This is a genomic window from Streptomyces sp. NBC_01591, assembly GCF_035918155.1.
GTDB lineage: Bacteria > Actinomycetota > Actinomycetes > Streptomycetales > Streptomycetaceae > Streptomyces.
The window spans coordinates 6,645,593-6,663,272 of sequence record NZ_CP109327.1; the positions used below are offsets into that span (position 1 = coordinate 6,645,593).

Consider the following 17,680-nt stretch of genomic DNA (forward strand, 5'->3'; position numbering starts at 1 on the left):
GCCGTCACGCCCGAGGGACCCGGACCGCCCTGCCGCACAACGTCCCCGGCAGTCATCCGCCCCCCGTAGGATGGTCCCCATGGCTAAGACCGGTACGACGACCCAGGGGCTGCGCGCGGCGATCGAGCGCAGCGGCTACTACCCGGCCCTCGTGGCCGAGGCGGTGGAGGCCGCCGTGGGCGGTGAGCCGGTCGCTTCGTACCTGGTGCACCAGGAGACCACGTTCGACTCCAACGAGGTGCGCCGCCACGTCACGGTCCTGGTCCTGACGGACAACCGTTTCATCGTCAGCCACACCGACGAGCAGAACGCCGACACCAGCTCCCCGACCCCGTACGCCACCACCTCCACGGAGTCGGTCAAGCTCGACCGGATCTCGTCGGTCGTGGTCAGCCGGGTCGTGGCCAACCCCGAGAAGTACGTACCGGGCACGCTGCCCCGCGAGGTCGTCCTCACCATCGGCTGGGGCGCGGTCTCCCGGATCGACCTGGAGCCGGCCGCCTGCGGCGACCCCAACTGCGAGGCCGACCACGGCTACACCGGCAACTCCACCGCCGACGACCTGAGCCTGCGGGTCAGCGAGGCCGGTGACGGCCCGGACACCGTGCGCCAGACCCTCGTCTTCGCCCAGTCGCTCTCCGAGGCCACGGCCGCGACCGCGGCGACCGGCCGCTGATGGCGCAGCCGGCCTGGCAGGACCCCGTCCTGCTCCCTGTCGAAAGCGCCCCGGTCCCGGAGTACGGCAGCGGATCGCTCGCCGATCTGCTGCCCACGCTCGTCGCCGGACAGGGCGTGCCGGGCTTCACCGCGGCGATCCCCGAACTCACCCCCGCCGACCGGAACTGCGTGTTCCTGATCGACGGCCTCGGTTGGGAGCAGATCAAGGCCCACCCCGACGAGGCACCGTTTCTGCACTCCCTGCTCCCCACCTCGCGCGGCGGCACCGGCCGTCCGATCACGGCGGGCTTCCCGGCCACCACAGCGACATCGCTGGCCTCCGTCGGCACGGGCCTTCCCCCGGGGGAGCACGGCCTGCCGGGCTACTCCGCGCGCAATCCGGAGACCGGCGAGCTGATGAACCAGCTCCGCTGGAGGCCCTGGACCTCGCCGAAGGTCTGGCAGCCGTACCCCACCGTCTTCAAGCTCGCCGACGCGGCGGGCGTGCGTACCGCGCAGGTCTCCGCCCCCGCCTTCGAGCAGACTCCGCTCACCAAGGTCGCGCTCAGCGGGGGTTCGTTCCTGGGCCGGCTGTCCGGCGAGGAGCGGATGGACGTGGCCGCCGAGCGGCTCGCCGCGGGCGACCGGTCGCTGGTCTACACGTACTACAGCGAGGTCGACGGCATGGGCCACCGCTTCGGTGTCGACTCCGACGCCTGGCGCGGCCAGCTGATGTACGTGGACGGACTGGCACGACGCCTGGCCGAACAGCTCCCGCCCCGCTCGGCGCTGTACATCACCGCCGATCACGGCATGATCGACGTCCCGTTCGACGAGCAGTCCCGGATCGACTTCGACGAGGACTGGGAGCTGCGCGCGGGCGTCGCCATGCTCGGCGGCGAGGGCCGGGCCCGCCATGTGTACGCCGTCCCGGGCGCGGAGAACGATGTGCTGACCGTCTGGCAGGAAGTGCTGGGCGAGCAGTTCTGGGTGGCGAGCAGGGACGAGGCGATCGCGGCCGGCTGGTTCGGCCCGAAGATCGACGAACGCGTCCACGGCAGGATCGGCGACGTCGTCGCGGCGGCCCACGACGATGTGGTGATCACCGCCTCCGTCAATGAGCCGAACGAGTCCGCGATGGTCGGTATGCACGGTTCGATGACCCCCGTCGAGCAGCTCGTCCCGCTCCTCGAAGTACGCTCGTAACCGCGTTTCGCCCGACATCGCTTCCCTTGCCCGAAAGGTGCTCAACCCCTCATGCCCGAGCTTGTGTTCTTCTCCGGAACGATGGACTGCGGAAAGAGCACGCTGGCGCTGCAGATCGGCCACAACCGTTCGGCACGCGGCCTGCAAGGCGTGATCTTCACCCGTGACGACCGGGCGGGGGAGGGCAAGCTCTCCTCGCGTCTGGGACTGGTCACCGAGGCCGTCGAGGCCGATGAGGGCATGGACCTGTACGCCCATCTCGTCGACCGGATAAGCCGCGGCGGCCGGGCGGACTACGTGATCGTGGACGAGGCGCAGTTCCTGGCTCCCGCCCAGATCGACCAGCTCGCACGCATCGTCGACGACCTCGACATGGACGTCTTCGCGTTCGGCATCACCACCGACTTCCGGACCAAGCTGTTCCCCGGATCGCAGCGCCTGATCGAACTGGCCGACAGGGTGGAGACGCTCCAGGTCGAAGCGCTCTGCTGGTGCGGCGCACGGGCCACGCACAACGCCCGGACGGTCGGCGGCGAGATGGTCGTCGAAGGCGCCCAGGTGGTCGTGGGCGATGTCAACCAGCAGGCGGGTGAGGTCGGTTACGAGGTGCTGTGCCGGCGCCACCACCAGCGCAGGACGACCAGCGCGAGCGCCCGCGCGGGCGCGCTGTCGCCGGACGTACTGCCTGTCACCTCCGCCTGAACCGCCCCTTCGGTCACCGGCGCGGCTGCTTAGGATGACGCTGTGAACACGGTGAGCGGAGCAGAGAACGAGTCCGGACCGGGCTCGCTGGGCAAGGTGCAGCCCCGGCAGCTGATCGTGACCGTCTACGGGCTGTACGCGCGCGACACCGACGGCTGGCTGTCGGTGGCCTCGCTGATCCAGTTGCTCGCCGACCTCGGCGTCGAGGCACCAACCGTACGGTCCTGCGTCTCCCGGTTGAAGCGGGCCGGACTGCTCGAAGCCCAGTCGGTGTCCGGAACGGCCGGTTACCGGATCTCGCCCGAGACCGAGCGGATGCTGCGCGACGGCGATCCCCGGATCTTCGCGGCCCGGCGGGCCACCGTGGACGAGGGCTGGGTGCTGGTCGTCTTCTCGGTGCCCGAGTCCGAACGCGCCAAGCGGCACACCCTGCGCACCCAGCTCACCCGGCTCGGCTTCGGTTCCGTGTCCGCCGGGGTCTGGATCGCACCGGGACATGTGCACGACGAGGCGGAGTCCATGCTGGCCAGGCACGGGCTGCGCTCGTACGCCGACCTCTTCCGGGCCGACTACCTGTCGGTCGGCGGGGGCGACGGCGACGAGCTCGCCGCGAAGGTCCGCTCCTGGTGGGACACCGCCCGGCTGCAGCGGCTGTACGTCGAATTCCTCACCGCGCACCGTCCGGTGGCCGAGCGGATCGCGAACGGCACCGAGGTGACGGACCGCGAGGCGTTCACGACGTACATCAGGGTCCTCACCGACTGGCGCCGGCTCGTCTACCTCGATCCCGGTGTCGCGCGTGAACTGCTGCCCGGCGAATGGAGCGGAACCCACGCCTCTGAGCTCTTCGACGAGATGCACGCCCGGCTGGCCGACCCCGCCCACCGGCATGTCGAACGGGTCCGGGCGCGCTGACGCCCCCCGCCGCCGGACGGCTCAGCGACCGGCCGACCGGACGATCGTGAACACCGCGCCCTCCGGGTCCGCCACGGTCGCCACCCGGCCGCTCGACCCCTCCCGGGGCGGCTGGAGAACGTATCCACCGAGCTCCACCACGCGCCGGGCCGCCTCGTCGGTGTCGGAGACCTCGAAGTACGTCATCCAGTGCGGGCCGCGGTCGCGCGGCAGGGCGTGGCCGACGCCGTGCAGCGAGGCCACCGGGCGGCCCTCCAGATGCAGGGTCTGGTAGTCGAAGTCGGCCGAGACGACCGCCTCCGCCTCGTAGCCGAAGACCGTCTGGTAGAACTTGCAGACCGTCGCGGTCTCACGGGTCACCAGCTCGTTCCAGACCGGTGTGCCGGGAGCACCGGCGAGCGCCGTACCGACATGCGCGGCGGCCTGCCAGATCCCGAAGACCGCACCACTGGGGTCGGAGGCGATGGCGAGCCGGCCCGCCTCGCCCGCGTCGAGCGGCCCCACGGCGACCGTGCCGCCGCAGGACCGGATGCTCTCCGCCGTGAGGTCCGCGTCGTCGGTGGCCAGATAGGTCGTCCAGGCGACCGGCAGATGCCGGTCGGGCGGCAGCTGTCCGATGCCCGCCACCACCTTTCCGTCGATCAGCGCCCGGACGTACGGACCCAGCTGGTCCGGACCCGGCACGAATTCCCAGCCGAACAGATCGGCGTAGAAGTCCTGGGTCGTGCTCAGGCCGTGCACGATCAGACTCACCCAGCAAGGTGTTCCGGGCGTACGCGGAGCGGCAGCCTCGGTCATCGTCACTCTCTCCTCGGACCATCGGGGTGGTGGCCGTACGGGGGGAACGGGGCCGACGTGCCGTCGTGCGGTACGGGATGTGTACGCCCCGTGCAGATGTTTGCACCACCCGGCGCACGATGTGCTCCGGCCGCGCCGCACTTCCCGGGATCTCGACGGAGGGAGCCCGATTTGCCGCGATGCGCCCGTTTCGATGGTGTTACCGGTGGGGCGGCTCCTGCGCGAGGATGGCACCCATGAAGCCCATCATCACCGCATCCCAATACGCGAGCGAGTCGGCGGGGCCACGTCCGCCGGTGCTCCTGGACGTACGTTGGCAACTGGGCGGCCCGAACGGGCGGCCCGACTACGAGTCCGGGCACATTCCCGGTGCGGTCTTTGTCGATCTGGACGCGGAGCTCGCCGGTCCGGCGGGCATCGGCGGTCGTCATCCACTGCCCGATCCGGACGAATTCGGGGCGGTGATGCGCCGGGCAGGTGTCTCCCGGGACACCCCTGTGGTCGTGTACGACGGCGGCCAGGGCTGGGCGGCGGCGCGTGCCTGGTGGCTGCTGCGCTGGACGGGACACCCGGATGTCCGGGTCCTGGACGGCGGTCTCGCTACCTGGACGGGTGACCTCCAGACCCGGATCCCGGCCCCGGCCGAGGGCGACTTCCGGCCCGCCCCCGGCGCGCTGCCGCTGCTGGACGCGGACGGGGCGGCGGCGCTGGCCCGCTCGGGGCTGCTGCTCGATGCGCGCGCCGCCGAGCGCTACCGGGGCGATGTGGAGCCGATCGACCGGGTGGGCGGCCACATTCCGGGTGCCGTCTCGGCCCCGACCTCCGAGAACACGGGGGACGACGGCCGGTTCCTGGCCGTGGAAGCGCTGGCGGTGCGTTTCAAGGAACTCGGCGCCGACCGGGCGGACGAGATCGGCGTCTACTGCGGCTCCGGGGTCTCCGGTGCCCACGAAGTGCTGGCCCTGGCTGTCGCCGGTATCCCCGCGGCGCTGTACGCGGGCTCCTGGTCCGAGTGGTCCGGCGACGAGTCCCGCCCGGTCGCCACGGGACCCGAGCCGCAGTAGCGGGGCGCGCGCCGTCCGGACGGACCGGAATCGCGGCACCCGGCCCCGTAAGCACCAGGCGTGGCGGACGCACACGGCACGAGGGCCCGCACGCAGTGGCGTACCAGCCCTCGTCATCCTGTCGTTGCTCCGCTCAGTCCTGCTTCTTGCGGCGCGTACCGAAGACGATCTCGTCCCAGGTCGGCACGGCGGCCCGGCGGCCAGGCCGGACGCCGTCCGCCTCGGCCTGGCGGTCCGTTGTCCCGGTCAGCCGGTCGCGATGACCGGCGACCGCTCGGGGCATCAGCACATCCGCATAGGCGGAACCGGCGCCCGCGGAGGCTGCCGCGGCCGGCGGCTCGTCGGCCTCCGGCTCCTGCGCGGCGGGCTCGATCGCGGGCGGCTCGGGTGGCGCCGGCCGTTCCGGCACCACCATGTCGCCGCGGAAGCTCGGCACCGCTTCCAGCAGGCTGGTCAGCGAATCGCGCTCACCGGCCGAGACGGACGCGATGTGCTCCTCGGGCTCGGGCGGGGGCGGCGGGGCCGTGGGCCGCTCCATCTGGCGGTCCAGGGCGCGGTCCAGCGGCCGGTCGCGCGGCAGCCGGGCGATCCGGGGCACGAACGGGAAGCTCGGCTCGGGCGCGGCGACGTCGTCGGTCTCGCCGATCAGCGAGCGCGCCTCGTCGTCCACGGCCTGGACCAGGCGGCGCGGCGGGTCGTACGTCCAGCTCGCCGAGTGCGGCTCGCCCGCGACCCGGTAGACCAGGAGGACCTCCCAGGTGCCGTCGTCCCGGCGCCAGGAGTCCCACTGGACGGTCTCCTTGTCGGCGCCGCGCAGCAGCAGTCGCTCCTGCACCGCCTCGCCGAGCTGGGGGCCGGTGTTCTCGCCGGGACGGCGCACGGGAGTCTTCCGGGCCCGCTCGGCCATGAAGGCGCGCTCCGCGAGCACGGGGCCCTCGAAGCGGCGGACACGGTCGACGGGGATCCCGGCGAACTGGGCGACCTCCTCAGCGGAGGCACCGGCTCGTATCCGCGCCTGGATGTCGCGGGGGCGGAGGTGGCTCTCCACCTCGATCTCGATCTGGCCGAGCCGCGCGCGGTCGTTGCGCACGGCGGCTCGCAGCCGCTCGTCGATGGGAAGCGTGTACTCCGTGCTGTCCGCAGCCTTGAGCACCAGTCGTGTGCCGTCGTTGGAGACGGCCACGACACGCAGTTCGGGCATGGGGACCTCCCGGGTGGTGCCTGCCGACGTCACGTGCGTCGCTGCTTCCGCTAGTCGAGTGTGGCCTGCCCGGGTGCAGCCTGCCACAACATTGCCGTGTTGCCCGGCGTGTCGGGCGTGAGCCCTTGATCGCCGGTATGACACGGTGACCTATTCTGCAACAGAAAGCGACTGTTGGTCACTTCATGTAGCCAGTCCCCGTGCGATGCCGTGGCGCCGCCGGATCGAGTGCCTCCTTCGGCCCCCTCCCGAAGATCCCGGACACCCACGTGGGAGTCCGGCCCCAGGGCTCGCCACAGTACTCCATTCGGGCCACGAGGGTGGACCGCCGCGCCGTCGAAGTTCTCGTGAGGTGCGGGAGTTGAGCCATCGAGCCGGGGGTGGTGCGCCCCTCGTGCGTGTCCTGCTTCACAGAATCCCCGGAAGCGGAACTATTCACTTCGCTCAAATGTCCCTTCCTGTTGCATGGTGGGAGAGATGTCAATCAAGGGCTGGAAATGGTGCAGAAGCCGGAAAGTGACATAGAACCCAAAGAAAGGCGTATAGATCTGAGCCTGCCGCAGGTGGCGGGCAGCGCCGTGGCCGCGGTCGCGGCGGCGGTGGCGGCCTCCCAGCTGGGTGTGTACGGAACGATCCTCGGCGCCGGAGTGATGAGCGTCGTCGCCACCTGCGGCGGTTCGGTCTTCCAGCACTTCTTCCGGCGCACGGGGGAGCAGATCCGCGAGGTCACGGTCCAGGTGAAGCACCCGGGCCGTGAGGTGACGGTGCATACCCGTGAGACGAGCGGTGCGCGTGCGGCGAAGGGGACGCAACGGCCGTCGGCCGGAACTCCCTCCCGAGCTCCCGACGGAGCCGCGGATGCCACCACGATGATGCCCGCCATGGATGCCACGACCGTGCTGCGCAGGGCGGACGCCACGGCCGCGCCGGGTGCCACTGCCGACGACCCGGACCGTACGCGAATGCTGCGGCCTCTCGACGCGACCCAGCTGCTCACCACAGGGCGCCCGGACCCGGACGAGGACTTCTCCGAAGCCACCACGCACGGCACCCGGATCCGCGGCTGGAAGCGGTCGGCGCTCGGGGCGGCGGTGGTCTTCGCCCTCACGATGGCCGGAATCACCACGTACGAGCTGATCTCCGGCAACGACCTGAGCGGTGGCCAGGGCACGACCGTCGGCTCCGTCGTGCGTGGCGGGGAGCGGAGTTCCGGGTCGGACGATCCGGCGCCGTCGACGAGTACCGACCCCGGCCAGGGGCGGACGCCGGACCAGGAGAGCGGCACGGCGCCCGGTACCGATCAGCAGGGCGGCCGGAGCCAGAGCCCCGACTCCGGTCAGGGCGACCGCTCCTCGGCCGATCCGACGCCCAGCCCCACGCAGTCCGGCAGCACCGGTGACCGTACGAGCCCGCCCCCGGCGGCCACTCCCTCCCCGGCGGCACCCGGCGACGGCGCCTCTGCCGGCACGGCCCCCGCGGGCGGCGGCGAGGCCCCGGCACAGGGCGACGGTGCCACCACCGGCACGGACACCGGACAGTGAACCGCCCCGCGCCCCGCGCCCGGGGCGAAGGCGCTACTCGCCCAGCACCCGGCGCAGGTAGTCGTTGCCGAAGAGCCGGTCCGGGTCCAGCCGGTCGCGTACGGCGGTGAACTCGCCGAACCGCGGGTACACCCCGGCGAGGTACTCGGCGTCACGGGTGTTGACCTTGCCCCAGTGCGGGCGGCCGCCGTGGGCGGTCATGATGCGCTCGACCGCCGTGAAGTACGCCTGGTAGGGCGTGCCCTTGTAGAGGTGGACGGCGATGTACGCGCTCTCGCGGCCCGAGGCCGTGGAGAGCGCGATGTCGTCCGCGGGGGCGGTACGGACCTCCACCGGGAAGCTGATCCGCAGCGGCGAACGTTCGACCATCGCCTTCACCTCGCGCAGCGCCTCCACGGCGGCCTCGCGCGGCAGCGCGTACTCCATCTCCACGAAGCGGACCCGGCGCGGGCTGGTGAAGACCTTGTACGGGATGTCGGTGTACGTACGGGCCGACAGGGCGCGGCTGGAGAGCTTGGCGATCGACGGAATGGTGGCGGGGACCGCCCGGCCGAGCGAACAGGCCACCTGGAAGATCCCGTTGGAGAGGAGCTCGTCCTCGATCCAGCCGCTGACCTTTCCGGGCGGGGCGGCGGGGCCCGCGCTGCGGTTGTTGCGCTTGGTGTTGCAGTTCCCGGTGTGCGGGAACCAGTAGAACTCGAAGTGCTCGTTCTCGGCGACCAGCTCGTCGAAGTCGCCCATGACCCGGTCGAAGGTCATCGGCTCCTCACGGGCCGTCAGCAGGAAGACCGGCTCCACGGCGAAGGTGATCGCCGTGACGACACCCAGCGCGCCGAGCCCGATCCGGGCGACGGCGAAGATGTCGGCGTTCTCCTTCTCCGAACAGGTCAGCACCGTGCCGTCGGCGGTGATCAGTTCGAGGGCGCGGATCTGCGCGGATATGGACGCCGAGTCACGGCCGGTGCCGTGGGTGCCGGTCGAGGTGGCGCCCGCGACCGTCTGCTCCATGATGTCGCCCATGTTGGTGAGCGAGAGACCCTCGCGGGCCAGCGCGGTGTTCAGCCGCTTCAGCGGGGTGCCGGCCTCGACGGTCACCGTCATTGCCTCGCGGTCGATGTTCCGGATGCCGGTGAGCAGGTCCGGGCGGATCAGCACGCCGTCGGTGGCCGCCGTCGCGGTGAAGGAGTGCCCGGTGCCTACGGGCTTCACCCGCAGACCGTCCTCGGAGGCCCGGCGCAGCACCACGGCGAGCTCCGGCACGGAGGCGGGGGACACGGCCCGTACCGGACGGGCGCTGACATTCCCCGCCCAGTTACGCCACGCGTTCGTCGTCGTCCGTGCGTCGGTGTCGGTCATCTTCCGCGCGCCCTTCCATAGGAACCGGCCCGCTGAGCCGGCGATACCCCAGGAACGCCACCGCGGCCGCGAGCGCTCCCGCCACGACGGGCACCGCGTACCCCGCCTCGGCCCCCGACGCGTCGACCACCCAGCCGGCGGCCGAGGAGCCGAGCGCCACTCCGACGGCGAGTCCGGTACTGGTCCAGGTCATGCCCTCGGTCAGTTCGGTGCGCGGTACGTGCTGTTCGACGAGGGCCATGGTGGTGACCATCGTCGGTGCGATGGCGAGACCCGCGACAAAGAGCGCCACGGCCAGGAACGGCAGGTTCCCGGCCAGTTGGAGGGGGATCATACTCACGGCCATCGCGCACACGCCCACCAGCCACCGGGTGGACGCCTTGCCCCTGAGGTGGAGCAGGCCGAAGACCGCTCCGGCCAGGCAGGACCCCAGCGCGTACACGGCCAGCACGAGGCTCGCCGCGGCCTTGTGGCCCCGCTCCTCGGCGAAGGCCACCGTCACCACGTCGATGCCCCCGAAGATCGCACCGGTGGCCACGAAGGTCACCACGAGCACCTGGAGACCCCGGGAGCGCAGCGCGGAGCCGCCGGTGTGCTCCCGGCGCGGATGCGGAACCGGCTCGGTGGCCCGCTGCGCGGTCAGCCAGAGGACGCCGACCAGCAGGAACCCGGCCGCCAGGAGCGGCCCCGCCTCCGGGAACCAGGCGGTGGACAGACCGATCGAGATGATCGGCCCGAAGATGAAGCACACCTCGTCGACGATCGACTCCCACGAGTACGCGGTGTGCAGCTCCCGCGGCGAGCCGCGGTAGATCTCCGCCCAGCGGGCCCGGATCATCGAACCCACGCTGGGCACGCAGCCGGCGCCCGCCGCGAAGACGAAGAGCGTCCAGTCGGACAGCCGCTGCTGCGCGCAGATCAGGAGCCCGGCCACCGCCGCCAGCGCGACGAGGGTGGCGGGACGCAGGACACGGCGCTGCCCGTGCCGGTCGACGAGCCGGGAGATCAGCGGCCCGATCACCGCCGCCGACATCGCCAGCGTCGCGGAGAGCGCGCCGGCGAGCCCGTAACGCCCGGTGAGCTGGGAAATCATGGTCACCACGCCGATGCCCATCATGGACAGCGGCATCCGGCCGAGGAATCCGGCCGCCGAGAACCCCTTGGTGCCGGGGGCGGCGAATATCGCGCGGTAGGGACTGGGCAAGGAGATCTCCGGAACAGAGTGATCGCACGCGCCTGTAATACGTGAAGCTAACCGATACAGCTTACGGTCGGGGCGATCGCTCCGACAGTGGGGTGGGCCCGGGAGCCGATGTCGGTGGGAAGGCCGTCCGAGGCGGGTGGCAGGATCGGTGTCATGTCCGATCTGCGCGATCCCGCTCCCTACGACGCCCTGCTGCTGCTCTCCTTCGGCGGCCCCGAAGGCCCGGACGACGTGGTCCCGTTCCTGGCGAACGTCACCCGTGGCCGAGGCATCCCCGAGGAGCGGCTGAAGGAGGTCGGCAAGCACTACTTCCTGTTCGGCGGCGTCAGCCCGATCAACGCCCAGAACAGGGCCCTGCTGGACGCCCTGCGCAAGGACTTCGCCGAGCACGGACTGGAACTGCCGGTGTACTGGGGCAACCGCAACTGGGCGCCGTACCTCACCGACACCCTGCGCGAGATGGCCGCGGACGGGCACCGCCGCATCGCCGTCCTCGCCACCAGCGCCTACGCCTCCTACTCCGGCTGCAGGCAGTACCGCGAGAACCTCGCCGAGTCGCTGGCCGCACTGGAGGCGGAGGGGCTGCCGGTGCCCCGGGTGGACAAGCTCCGGCACTACTTCAACCACCCCGGGTTCGTGGCGCCCATGGTGGACGGCGTCCTCGCGTCCCTCGCCGACCTCCCCGAGGAGGTGCGGGCCGGGGCGCACCTCGCCTTCACCACCCACTCCATCCCCACCTCCGCCGCCGACACCTCCGGCCCCGTGGAGACGCACGGCGACGGCGGCGCCTATGTCGCCGAGCACCTCGACGTCGCCCGGCTGATCGTCGAGGCGGTGCGCGAGGAGACCGGCGTCGAGTACCCCTGGCAGCTCGTCTACCAGTCGCGCAGCGGCGCCCCGCACATCCCCTGGCTGGAGCCCGACATCTGCGACCACCTGGAGGCGCTGCACGCGGACGGCGTGCCCGCCGTGGTGATGGCCCCCATCGGGTTCCTCTCGGACCACATGGAAGTCCTGTACGACCTCGACACGGAGGCCACCGCGAAGGCCGCCGAGCTGGGACTGCCGGTGCGCCGGTCGGCCACCGTGGGCGCCGACCCGCGGTTCGCCGCGGCCGTGCGCGAGCTGGTGCTGGAGCGCGCGGCCACCGAGCGGGGCCAGGGCGGGGAGCGGTGCGCTCTGGGCGCGCTCGGGCCGGCCCACGACCTCTGCCCGGTCGGCTGCTGCCCCGCACGGGCCCTCAAGCCCGCCGCCGCGGGTGCCGACAGCCCGTACGCATAAGAGCAGCCCCGCCGTACGCCCACAGACCCCTGGAGAGCCGTGACCGACCCGAACCTGTCCGAACTGCTCGACCTCGCCCTGGAGGCCGCCTCACGCGCGGGCGCGCTGCTCCGCGACGGCCGTCCGGCCGATCTGGGAGTGGCGGCGACCAAGTCCAGCCCGATCGATGTCGTCACCGAGATGGACATCGCCGCCGAGAAGCTGATCACCGGCTTCCTGAGCGAACGCCGCCCGCAGGACGGCTTCCTCGGCGAGGAGGGGGCCAGCGCCGAGGGCAGCAGCGGTGTCCGCTGGGTCATCGACCCGCTCGACGGCACCGTGAACTACCTGTACGGACTGCCCACCTGGGCCGTCTCCATCGCCGCCGAACGGGACGGTGTGCGGGTCGTGGGCGTGGTGGAGGCCCCGATGCGCGGCGAGACCTACCGGGCGGTGCTCGGCGGCGGGGCGTACGCCCGGGGCGGCACGTTCGGCGACGGCGCCGCGCTGCGCTGCCGGACCGCGCCGCCGCTCGACCAGGCGCTCGTCTCGACCGGTTTCAACTACGTCAGCGAGGTCCGTACGCACCAGGCGGACGTGGCCCAGAAGCTGATCCCGCGGCTCCGTGACATCCGGCGCAGCGGCTCCGCCGCCGTGGACCTCTGCGATGTGGCCGCGGGCCGCCTCGACGGCTACTACGAGCGCGGGCTCCACCCCTGGGACCTGGCGGCCGGCGACCTCATCGCCCGTGAGGCGGGCGCGCACACCGGCGGGCGTCCCGGGCGGCCCGCCGACGGTGACCTGACGGTCGCTGCGACACCGGGCGTCTTCGAGCCGCTGCAGGCCCTCCTGGAGGAGCTCGGCGCCTGGCACGACTAGAACGGCCGACCGGGTCCGCCCGGCACGCGAGAAGGGCCCCCGACGCCGGTCACGGCATCGGGGGCCCTTCTCGCCGACGTGCTCAGACGCTGGTGGCGCCGATTTCGACGCCGTGCTCGGCGGCGAGGCGGTGAAGGTCTTCCAGCTCGCTCTGCTCGACATCCGCGAGGAAGTCGTCGCCCGTTTCCCGAGCTCTCGTGAGGTCGTACTCGGTGGTCTTGATCCGCTGCAGCAGACCTGCGGTGAAAGCGTCCATAATGCGCCCCCTCATCGTGGGCCGGTGGCACGGGGCTGTGCCCGGGGTTTCCCTCCGCACGGAGGCGGTAGGGCGGGTGATCACGCGCTCTCCGGGGACGGAGTGGCCTGTGGCACGCCAGACTCAAGGCGTGATCGCGGGTGTGAATTCGTCCTCCCCCGGCCGGGGAGGAGGGAAACCTCAACTGTCCCGAAAATCCGGTGAATTCCACCGAGCCCCAGGTCGGAGAGCGTCGTCTTACCGCCGGTTTATGCGCGTTGCGGGCAGGATGGAGCCGCACAGACCAGTGCCGACGGATGTCCGGATCACGGACCGTGGGCACTTCGATACGTTCTGAAGTTTCTAAGGAAGGACAGCGCCGTGCGCGTACTCGTCGTGGAGGACGAGCAGCTGCTCGCCGATGCGGTGGCCACCGGATTGCGCCGGGAGGCCATGGCCGTCGATGTTGTGTATGACGGTGCGGCGGCCCTGGAGCGCATCGAGGTCAATGACTACGACGTCGTGGTGCTGGACCGGGACCTCCCCCTGGTCCACGGCGACGACGTCTGCCGGCGGATCGTCGAGCTGGGCATGCCCACCCGGGTGCTCATGCTCACCGCGTCCGGGGACGTCAGCGACCGCGTCGAGGGCCTGGAGCTGGGCGCCGACGACTATCTGCCCAAGCCGTTCGCCTTCAGCGAGCTCACCGCGCGGGTGCGGGCGCTCGGCCGGCGTACGACGGTGGCCCTGCCGCCCGTCCTGGAGCGGGCCGGCATCAAGCTCGACCCGAACCGGCGCGAGGTCTTCCGGGGCGAGACGGAGGTCCAGCTCGCGCCGAAGGAGTTCGCCGTGCTGGAGGTGCTGATGCGCAGCGAGGGCGCGGTCGTCTCGGCCGAGCAGCTGCTGGAGAAGGCCTGGGACGAGAACACCGACCCGTTCACCAATGTCGTCCGGGTGACCGTCATGACGCTGCGCCGGAAACTCGGCGAGCCGCCGGTGATCGTCACCGTGCCCGGTTCCGGCTACCGGATCTGACGGCCGATGCCCACCGTCCCCGCGCCGCCGGCGGCGCCTCCGAAGCCCACCTGGGAGCCCAAACAGCAGGAGCCCCCCTACTGGCTGCGCCCGACCATCCGGATACGGCTCACGCTGCTCTACGGCGGCATGTTCCTGATCGCCGGCATCCTGCTGCTGTCGATCATCTACATGCTGGCCGCGCAGGCCCTGCACGTGGGCAGCGAGCTGCCGTTCAGGATCGTCAACGGACAGGTCACCAGTGATGTCTGCAACCTGCCCGAGAAGGCATCCCCGGAGTCCTTCAACGCGGCGATGAACTCCTGCGTCAACCACCAGCGGCAGCAGGCGCTCGACACGCTTCTCAACCGGTCGCTGCTGGCCCTGGTGGGTCTGAGCGTCATCGCCTTCGCCTTCGGCTACGCGATGGCCGGGCGCGTGCTCTCGCCGCTGGGCCGGATCACCCGCACCGCCCGCCGGGTGGCCGGGACCGACCTGTCCCGCCGGATCGAGCTGGACGGCCCGGACGACGAGCTGAAGGAGCTCGCCGACACCTTCGACGAGATGCTCGACCGACTGGAGCGGGCCTTCACCGCCCAGCAGCGGTTCGTCGGCAACGCGTCGCACGAGCTGCGCACGCCGCTGGCGATCAACCGCACGCTGCTGGAGGTCCATCTGTCCGACCCGCAGGCGCCGCCGGAGCTGAAGCAGCTCGGCAAGACCCTGCTGGCCACCAACGAGCGCAGCGAGCAGCTGGTCGAGGGCCTGCTGCTGCTGGCCCGCAGCGACAACCAGATCGTCGAGCGCAAGCCGGTCGACCTCGAGGAGGTGGCCTCGCGCGCGATCGACCAGACGCGCGGCGAGGCGGAGGAGCGCGGTGTGGAGATCCGCGGCGAGAGGGCCCCCGCCGTGGTCCAGGGCAACGGGGTCCTGCTGGAGCGGATCGCGCTGAACCTCGTACAGAACGCCGTGCGCTACAACGTTCCCGAGGAGGGCTGGGTGGAGGTCACCACCGAGCTGCGGGGCGGCCAGGCCCTGCTGGTGGTCTCGAACACCGGCCCTGTGGTGCCCGCGTACGAGATCGACAACCTCTTCGAGCCCTTCAGACGGCTGCGTACGGAGCGAACGGGCAGCGACAGGGGGGTCGGCCTCGGCCTGTCGATCGCGCGGTCCGTGGCGCGCGCTCACGGCGGCCGTATCATCGCGGAACCCCGTGAGGGCGGTGGTCTTGTGATGCGTGTCTCACTGCCGGTCTGAGAGGCCGGACGGAGCGATCCGCGCACGAATTAATTTGTTCGCTTTGAGCGGAATTTTCGGGACCTGCTCCCGGATCGTCCGTGTGTGATCGATCACAGGAGCGAATTTCTGACCGTCAACGCTCCGTGATCAGGGGCCCCACCGGAAAACCCGCAAAAGTCGGGGTTTTCGGGGCCCGATATCACGGGAAGTACACGGGGTGGCGCCCGTGAAGCGCGACACCGGGACCGTGTACGGTCCCCATCGCCACCCAAGCCGGCCACTCTCGAGCGGCCCTTTTGGGTGTCGATTGAGTAACAGACCTTGATGTGAGGCAAAATCTCCGCCTCGGGTCGGGCACAAGTCCGGCCTCTCACGCGTTACGTGCGCTGAGACACCGCAGACACCCAGAGGGGGAGAGCGACATGGCAACGGATTACGACACCCCACGCAAGACCGATGACGACGTCGACCAGGACAGCCTCGAAGAACTCAAGGCTCGCCGGAGCGACAAGACGGCGTCCGCCGTCGACGTCGACGAATTCGACGCGGCCGAAGGACTGGAGCTGCCCGGCGCAGACCTGTCCAACGAAGAGCTGGCCGTCAGGGTCCTGCCCAAGCAGGCCGACGAGTTCACGTGCATGAGCTGCTTTCTCGTGCACCACAGGAGCCAGCTGGCACGCGAGAAGAACGGCCAGCCGATCTGCCGCGACTGCGACTAGGTCGCACCGACCGTGGCAGGCGATACACCGTTCCGGAAGCGGCGCTTGCGGCGCAAGAGGTCGTCGGAGGCGTATCAGGGCGGCACAGGCCCGGCAGAAGGCGTGACAGCGCCTGCCGAGCGGTCCGCCCTGCCACCCTCCCCGGGCGAGCGGGACGACGAGCGGGGCCTGCCGGCCTCGCTCGAAGCAGTCGTCGCGGCAGTTGAAGGAGTCGACACGGCCGATGGGGCCGGACAGGTCGACAGGACGGAGCCCGTGACCGGGGCAGGCCGTCTGAGTTCAGTGAAACGGGGCGTACGCAAGGGCGGGGAGAGCGCCAGGGCAGCGATCGGTCATATCGCCGACCTGATCATCGAGAACGCTCCCCGCGTCCCTGTGCGCGATCTCGCCACCCTGCGCAAGCAGTTCCCCGGGCTCGGCCCGGAGGAGCTCGCCGACAAGCTCATCGCAGGCGCGAGCAAGGGCACCGCCACCGTCGGCGCCGGAATCGGCGCGGCGGCGATGATGCCCGTACCGCCCGCCATGCTCGCCGAGCTGGCGGCGGAGATCACCGGCGTGGCCGCGATCGAGATGAAGCTCGTCGCCGAGCTGCACGAGGTCTACGGGCTGCGTCCGCCGGGCGGGCTCGGCCAGCGTTCCACCGCCTACCTCACGTCCTGGACGGAGGAGCGCGGAATCGATGTCGCCCACCCCACGACGGTGAACGCGGCACTGGGCGGCCAGATGAAGCGCGAGCTGCGCCAGCAGATCATGAAGCGCATGGTGCGCGATCTGCCGAATCTGGTCCCGTTCATGATCGGCGCCGCCGTCGGCGCGATGATGAACCGGCGCGACACCAGAAAGCTCGCCGAACGGATCAGGAAGGACCTGCGCAAGCGCCAGATCCCCTGGGACCGGCTCCCCGAGCTGCCTCCACTGGAGCGACAGGTGGGCCCCCGCAAGCACCTGCCGGGCGAGTTGGAGGCCTAGGGCCTCTCGTTTGGATCAGGCCGGGCTCGCGGGGTCCGGCACGCACGCTCGCCGCGTTGTCGTCAGTCGCCAGGGCTCCTTCCCCAAGCTCTCGGCTCCGCTCGAGCAGGGGAGACCCCATCTGACTCCCTCCTCCGCCTTGCGATCGCACGCACCAGACCACGCTCCCTGATCCGGCCTGATCCAAACGAAAGACCCTGGCGCCTCTCAGGCCCGTACGGCCGTGAGCGCCGCTACCAGGGCCTGCGGCTCGCGCGTCGACAGATAGACGTACGGGGTCGGGTCCTGCGGGTCGGTGACCTCCACCCGGACCGCCGTCGGGATGTAGCTGCGCAGCAGCATGAACGCCCGGGTGTCCGCCTTGTACGAGCGCCACGCGCGCGCCTCCTCCCCGTCCAGCACCTCGGCCTCGCCGAGCGCCGTCACCGGGATCCGCGCGTCGCCGGCGACCAGGGCGCCGGCCACGACCCGGATCCTGGCCGAGCCGTAGGAGCTCACCGCGACCGCCGACAGGGCCGTGCCGCCCACCAGGCCGGCCAGCAGGGGCAGGCCGCCGAGCGGCAGCAGCATCAGCGCGCAGGCGATGCCGACGAGGAGGGCGATGAGCCACCACGAACGGGGTGCGGTGAGTCGTTCGTCGAAAGGCGGGGTGGAAGGCTGCATGAACCCAAGCTTGGCACGGTGCGACCCGCGGGTAGCCGCGCGGGTAAGGTCTGCGCCT

The 17,680-nt window shown here is 71.1% G+C and carries 18 protein-coding genes; 12 read left to right on the forward strand and 6 right to left on the reverse strand.

The annotated features are described in order from the left end of the window. Positions 1 to 79 precede the first annotated feature (79 nt). From OG978_RS30620 to OG978_RS30635, 4 genes are read left to right on the forward strand one after another with little or no spacing between them, the layout of a single operon-like run. Positions 80 to 676 carry a DUF5998 family protein gene (locus OG978_RS30620; RefSeq protein WP_326768287.1) on the forward strand — a complete coding sequence of 199 codons (597 nt, stop codon included), beginning with the start codon at positions 80 to 82 and terminating at the stop codon, positions 674 to 676. Then, the gene (locus tag OG978_RS30625) at positions 676 to 1,863 is read left to right on the forward strand and encodes an alkaline phosphatase family protein (RefSeq protein ID WP_326768288.1); all 1,188 of its coding nucleotides are present in this window, start codon (positions 676 to 678) and stop codon (positions 1,861 to 1,863) included. The genes OG978_RS30620 and OG978_RS30625 overlap by 1 nt, the downstream gene beginning before the upstream one ends. Before the next feature lie 51 nt (positions 1,864 to 1,914). Then, on the forward strand, positions 1,915 to 2,565 hold the full coding sequence (locus OG978_RS30630) for a thymidine kinase (protein ID WP_326768289.1): 651 nt from the start codon (positions 1,915 to 1,917) through the stop codon (positions 2,563 to 2,565). Positions 2,566 to 2,607: 42 nt separating this feature from the next. Next, a complete protein-coding gene (locus OG978_RS30635; protein ID WP_326768290.1) occupies positions 2,608 to 3,480 on the forward strand; it encodes a PaaX family transcriptional regulator in 873 nt (290 codons plus the stop codon). 21 nt (positions 3,481 to 3,501) lie between these two features. Here the strand turns inward: OG978_RS30635 and OG978_RS30640 are convergent, their stop codons facing one another. Continuing rightward, positions 3,502 to 4,278, reverse strand: a complete 777-nt coding sequence (locus OG978_RS30640; protein WP_326768291.1) for a VOC family protein — start codon at positions 4,276 to 4,278, stop codon at positions 3,502 to 3,504. A 236-nt stretch (positions 4,279 to 4,514) separates the two neighbouring features. Between OG978_RS30640 and OG978_RS30645 the strand changes: the two genes are divergently transcribed. Beyond that, complete coding sequence (locus OG978_RS30645; protein ID WP_326768292.1) at positions 4,515 to 5,342, forward strand: sulfurtransferase; 828 nt, start codon at positions 4,515 to 4,517, stop codon at positions 5,340 to 5,342. Positions 5,343 to 5,475: 133 nt separating this feature from the next. Here OG978_RS30645 and sepH read toward each other — a convergent pair whose 3' ends face one another. Continuing rightward, a complete protein-coding gene (gene sepH, locus OG978_RS30650) occupies positions 5,476 to 6,543 on the reverse strand; it encodes a septation protein SepH (RefSeq protein ID WP_124720990.1) in 1,068 nt (355 codons plus the stop codon). A gap of 497 nt (positions 6,544 to 7,040) precedes the next feature. Here sepH and OG978_RS30655 point away from each other — a divergent pair, with 497 nt between their 5' ends. Next, complete coding sequence (locus tag OG978_RS30655; RefSeq protein ID WP_326768293.1) at positions 7,041 to 8,084, forward strand: hypothetical protein; 1,044 nt, start codon at positions 7,041 to 7,043, stop codon at positions 8,082 to 8,084. Positions 8,085 to 8,117: 33 nt separating this feature from the next. On the opposite strand, the gene OG978_RS30660 is transcribed toward OG978_RS30655, so the two are convergent. Both OG978_RS30660 and OG978_RS30665 read right to left on the reverse strand, forming a co-directional pair. After that, a complete protein-coding gene (locus OG978_RS30660; RefSeq protein ID WP_326768294.1) occupies positions 8,118 to 9,440 on the reverse strand; it encodes a D-arabinono-1,4-lactone oxidase in 1,323 nt (440 codons plus the stop codon). Then, positions 9,397 to 10,644, reverse strand: coding sequence for an MFS transporter (locus OG978_RS30665; protein WP_326768295.1), 1,248 nt, complete (start codon positions 10,642 to 10,644; stop codon positions 9,397 to 9,399). The genes OG978_RS30660 and OG978_RS30665 overlap by 44 nt, the downstream gene beginning before the upstream one ends. Before the next feature lie 153 nt (positions 10,645 to 10,797). Here OG978_RS30665 and OG978_RS30670 point away from each other — a divergent pair, with 153 nt between their 5' ends. Both OG978_RS30670 and OG978_RS30675 read left to right on the forward strand, forming a co-directional pair. Then, a complete protein-coding gene (locus tag OG978_RS30670; RefSeq protein ID WP_326768296.1) occupies positions 10,798 to 11,925 on the forward strand; it encodes a ferrochelatase in 1,128 nt (375 codons plus the stop codon). Between the two features lie 39 nt (positions 11,926 to 11,964). Next, positions 11,965 to 12,783 carry an inositol monophosphatase family protein gene (locus OG978_RS30675; protein WP_326768297.1) on the forward strand — a complete coding sequence of 273 codons (819 nt, stop codon included), beginning with the start codon at positions 11,965 to 11,967 and terminating at the stop codon, positions 12,781 to 12,783. Positions 12,784 to 12,865: 82 nt separating this feature from the next. Here OG978_RS30675 and OG978_RS30680 read toward each other — a convergent pair whose 3' ends face one another. Next, positions 12,866 to 13,039 carry a hypothetical protein gene (locus tag OG978_RS30680; protein ID WP_266427810.1) on the reverse strand — a complete coding sequence of 58 codons (174 nt, stop codon included), beginning with the start codon at positions 13,037 to 13,039 and terminating at the stop codon, positions 12,866 to 12,868. A 360-nt stretch (positions 13,040 to 13,399) separates the two neighbouring features. Between OG978_RS30680 and OG978_RS30685 the strand changes: the two genes are divergently transcribed. From OG978_RS30685 to OG978_RS30700, 4 genes are all read left to right on the forward strand, one after another. Then, positions 13,400 to 14,053 (forward strand): response regulator transcription factor, encoded by a 654-nt coding sequence (locus tag OG978_RS30685; protein ID WP_072485872.1) that lies wholly within the window; start codon positions 13,400 to 13,402, stop codon positions 14,051 to 14,053. Between the two features lie 6 nt (positions 14,054 to 14,059). Next, positions 14,060 to 15,289: a sensor histidine kinase gene (locus OG978_RS30690; protein WP_326768298.1), complete on the forward strand. Its 1,230-nt coding sequence runs from the start codon at positions 14,060 to 14,062 to the stop codon at positions 15,287 to 15,289. Between the two features lie 404 nt (positions 15,290 to 15,693). Continuing rightward, a complete protein-coding gene (locus OG978_RS30695; RefSeq protein WP_003965732.1) occupies positions 15,694 to 15,990 on the forward strand; it encodes a DUF4193 domain-containing protein in 297 nt (98 codons plus the stop codon). Positions 15,991 to 16,002: 12 nt separating this feature from the next. Further along, the gene (locus tag OG978_RS30700) at positions 16,003 to 16,959 is read left to right on the forward strand and encodes a hypothetical protein (protein ID WP_326768299.1); all 957 of its coding nucleotides are present in this window, start codon (positions 16,003 to 16,005) and stop codon (positions 16,957 to 16,959) included. 207 nt (positions 16,960 to 17,166) lie between these two features. On the opposite strand, the gene OG978_RS30705 is transcribed toward OG978_RS30700, so the two are convergent. After that, positions 17,167 to 17,622: a DUF3093 domain-containing protein gene (locus OG978_RS30705; protein WP_326768300.1), complete on the reverse strand. Its 456-nt coding sequence runs from the start codon at positions 17,620 to 17,622 to the stop codon at positions 17,167 to 17,169. Between the last annotated feature and the right edge of the window lie 58 nt (positions 17,623 to 17,680).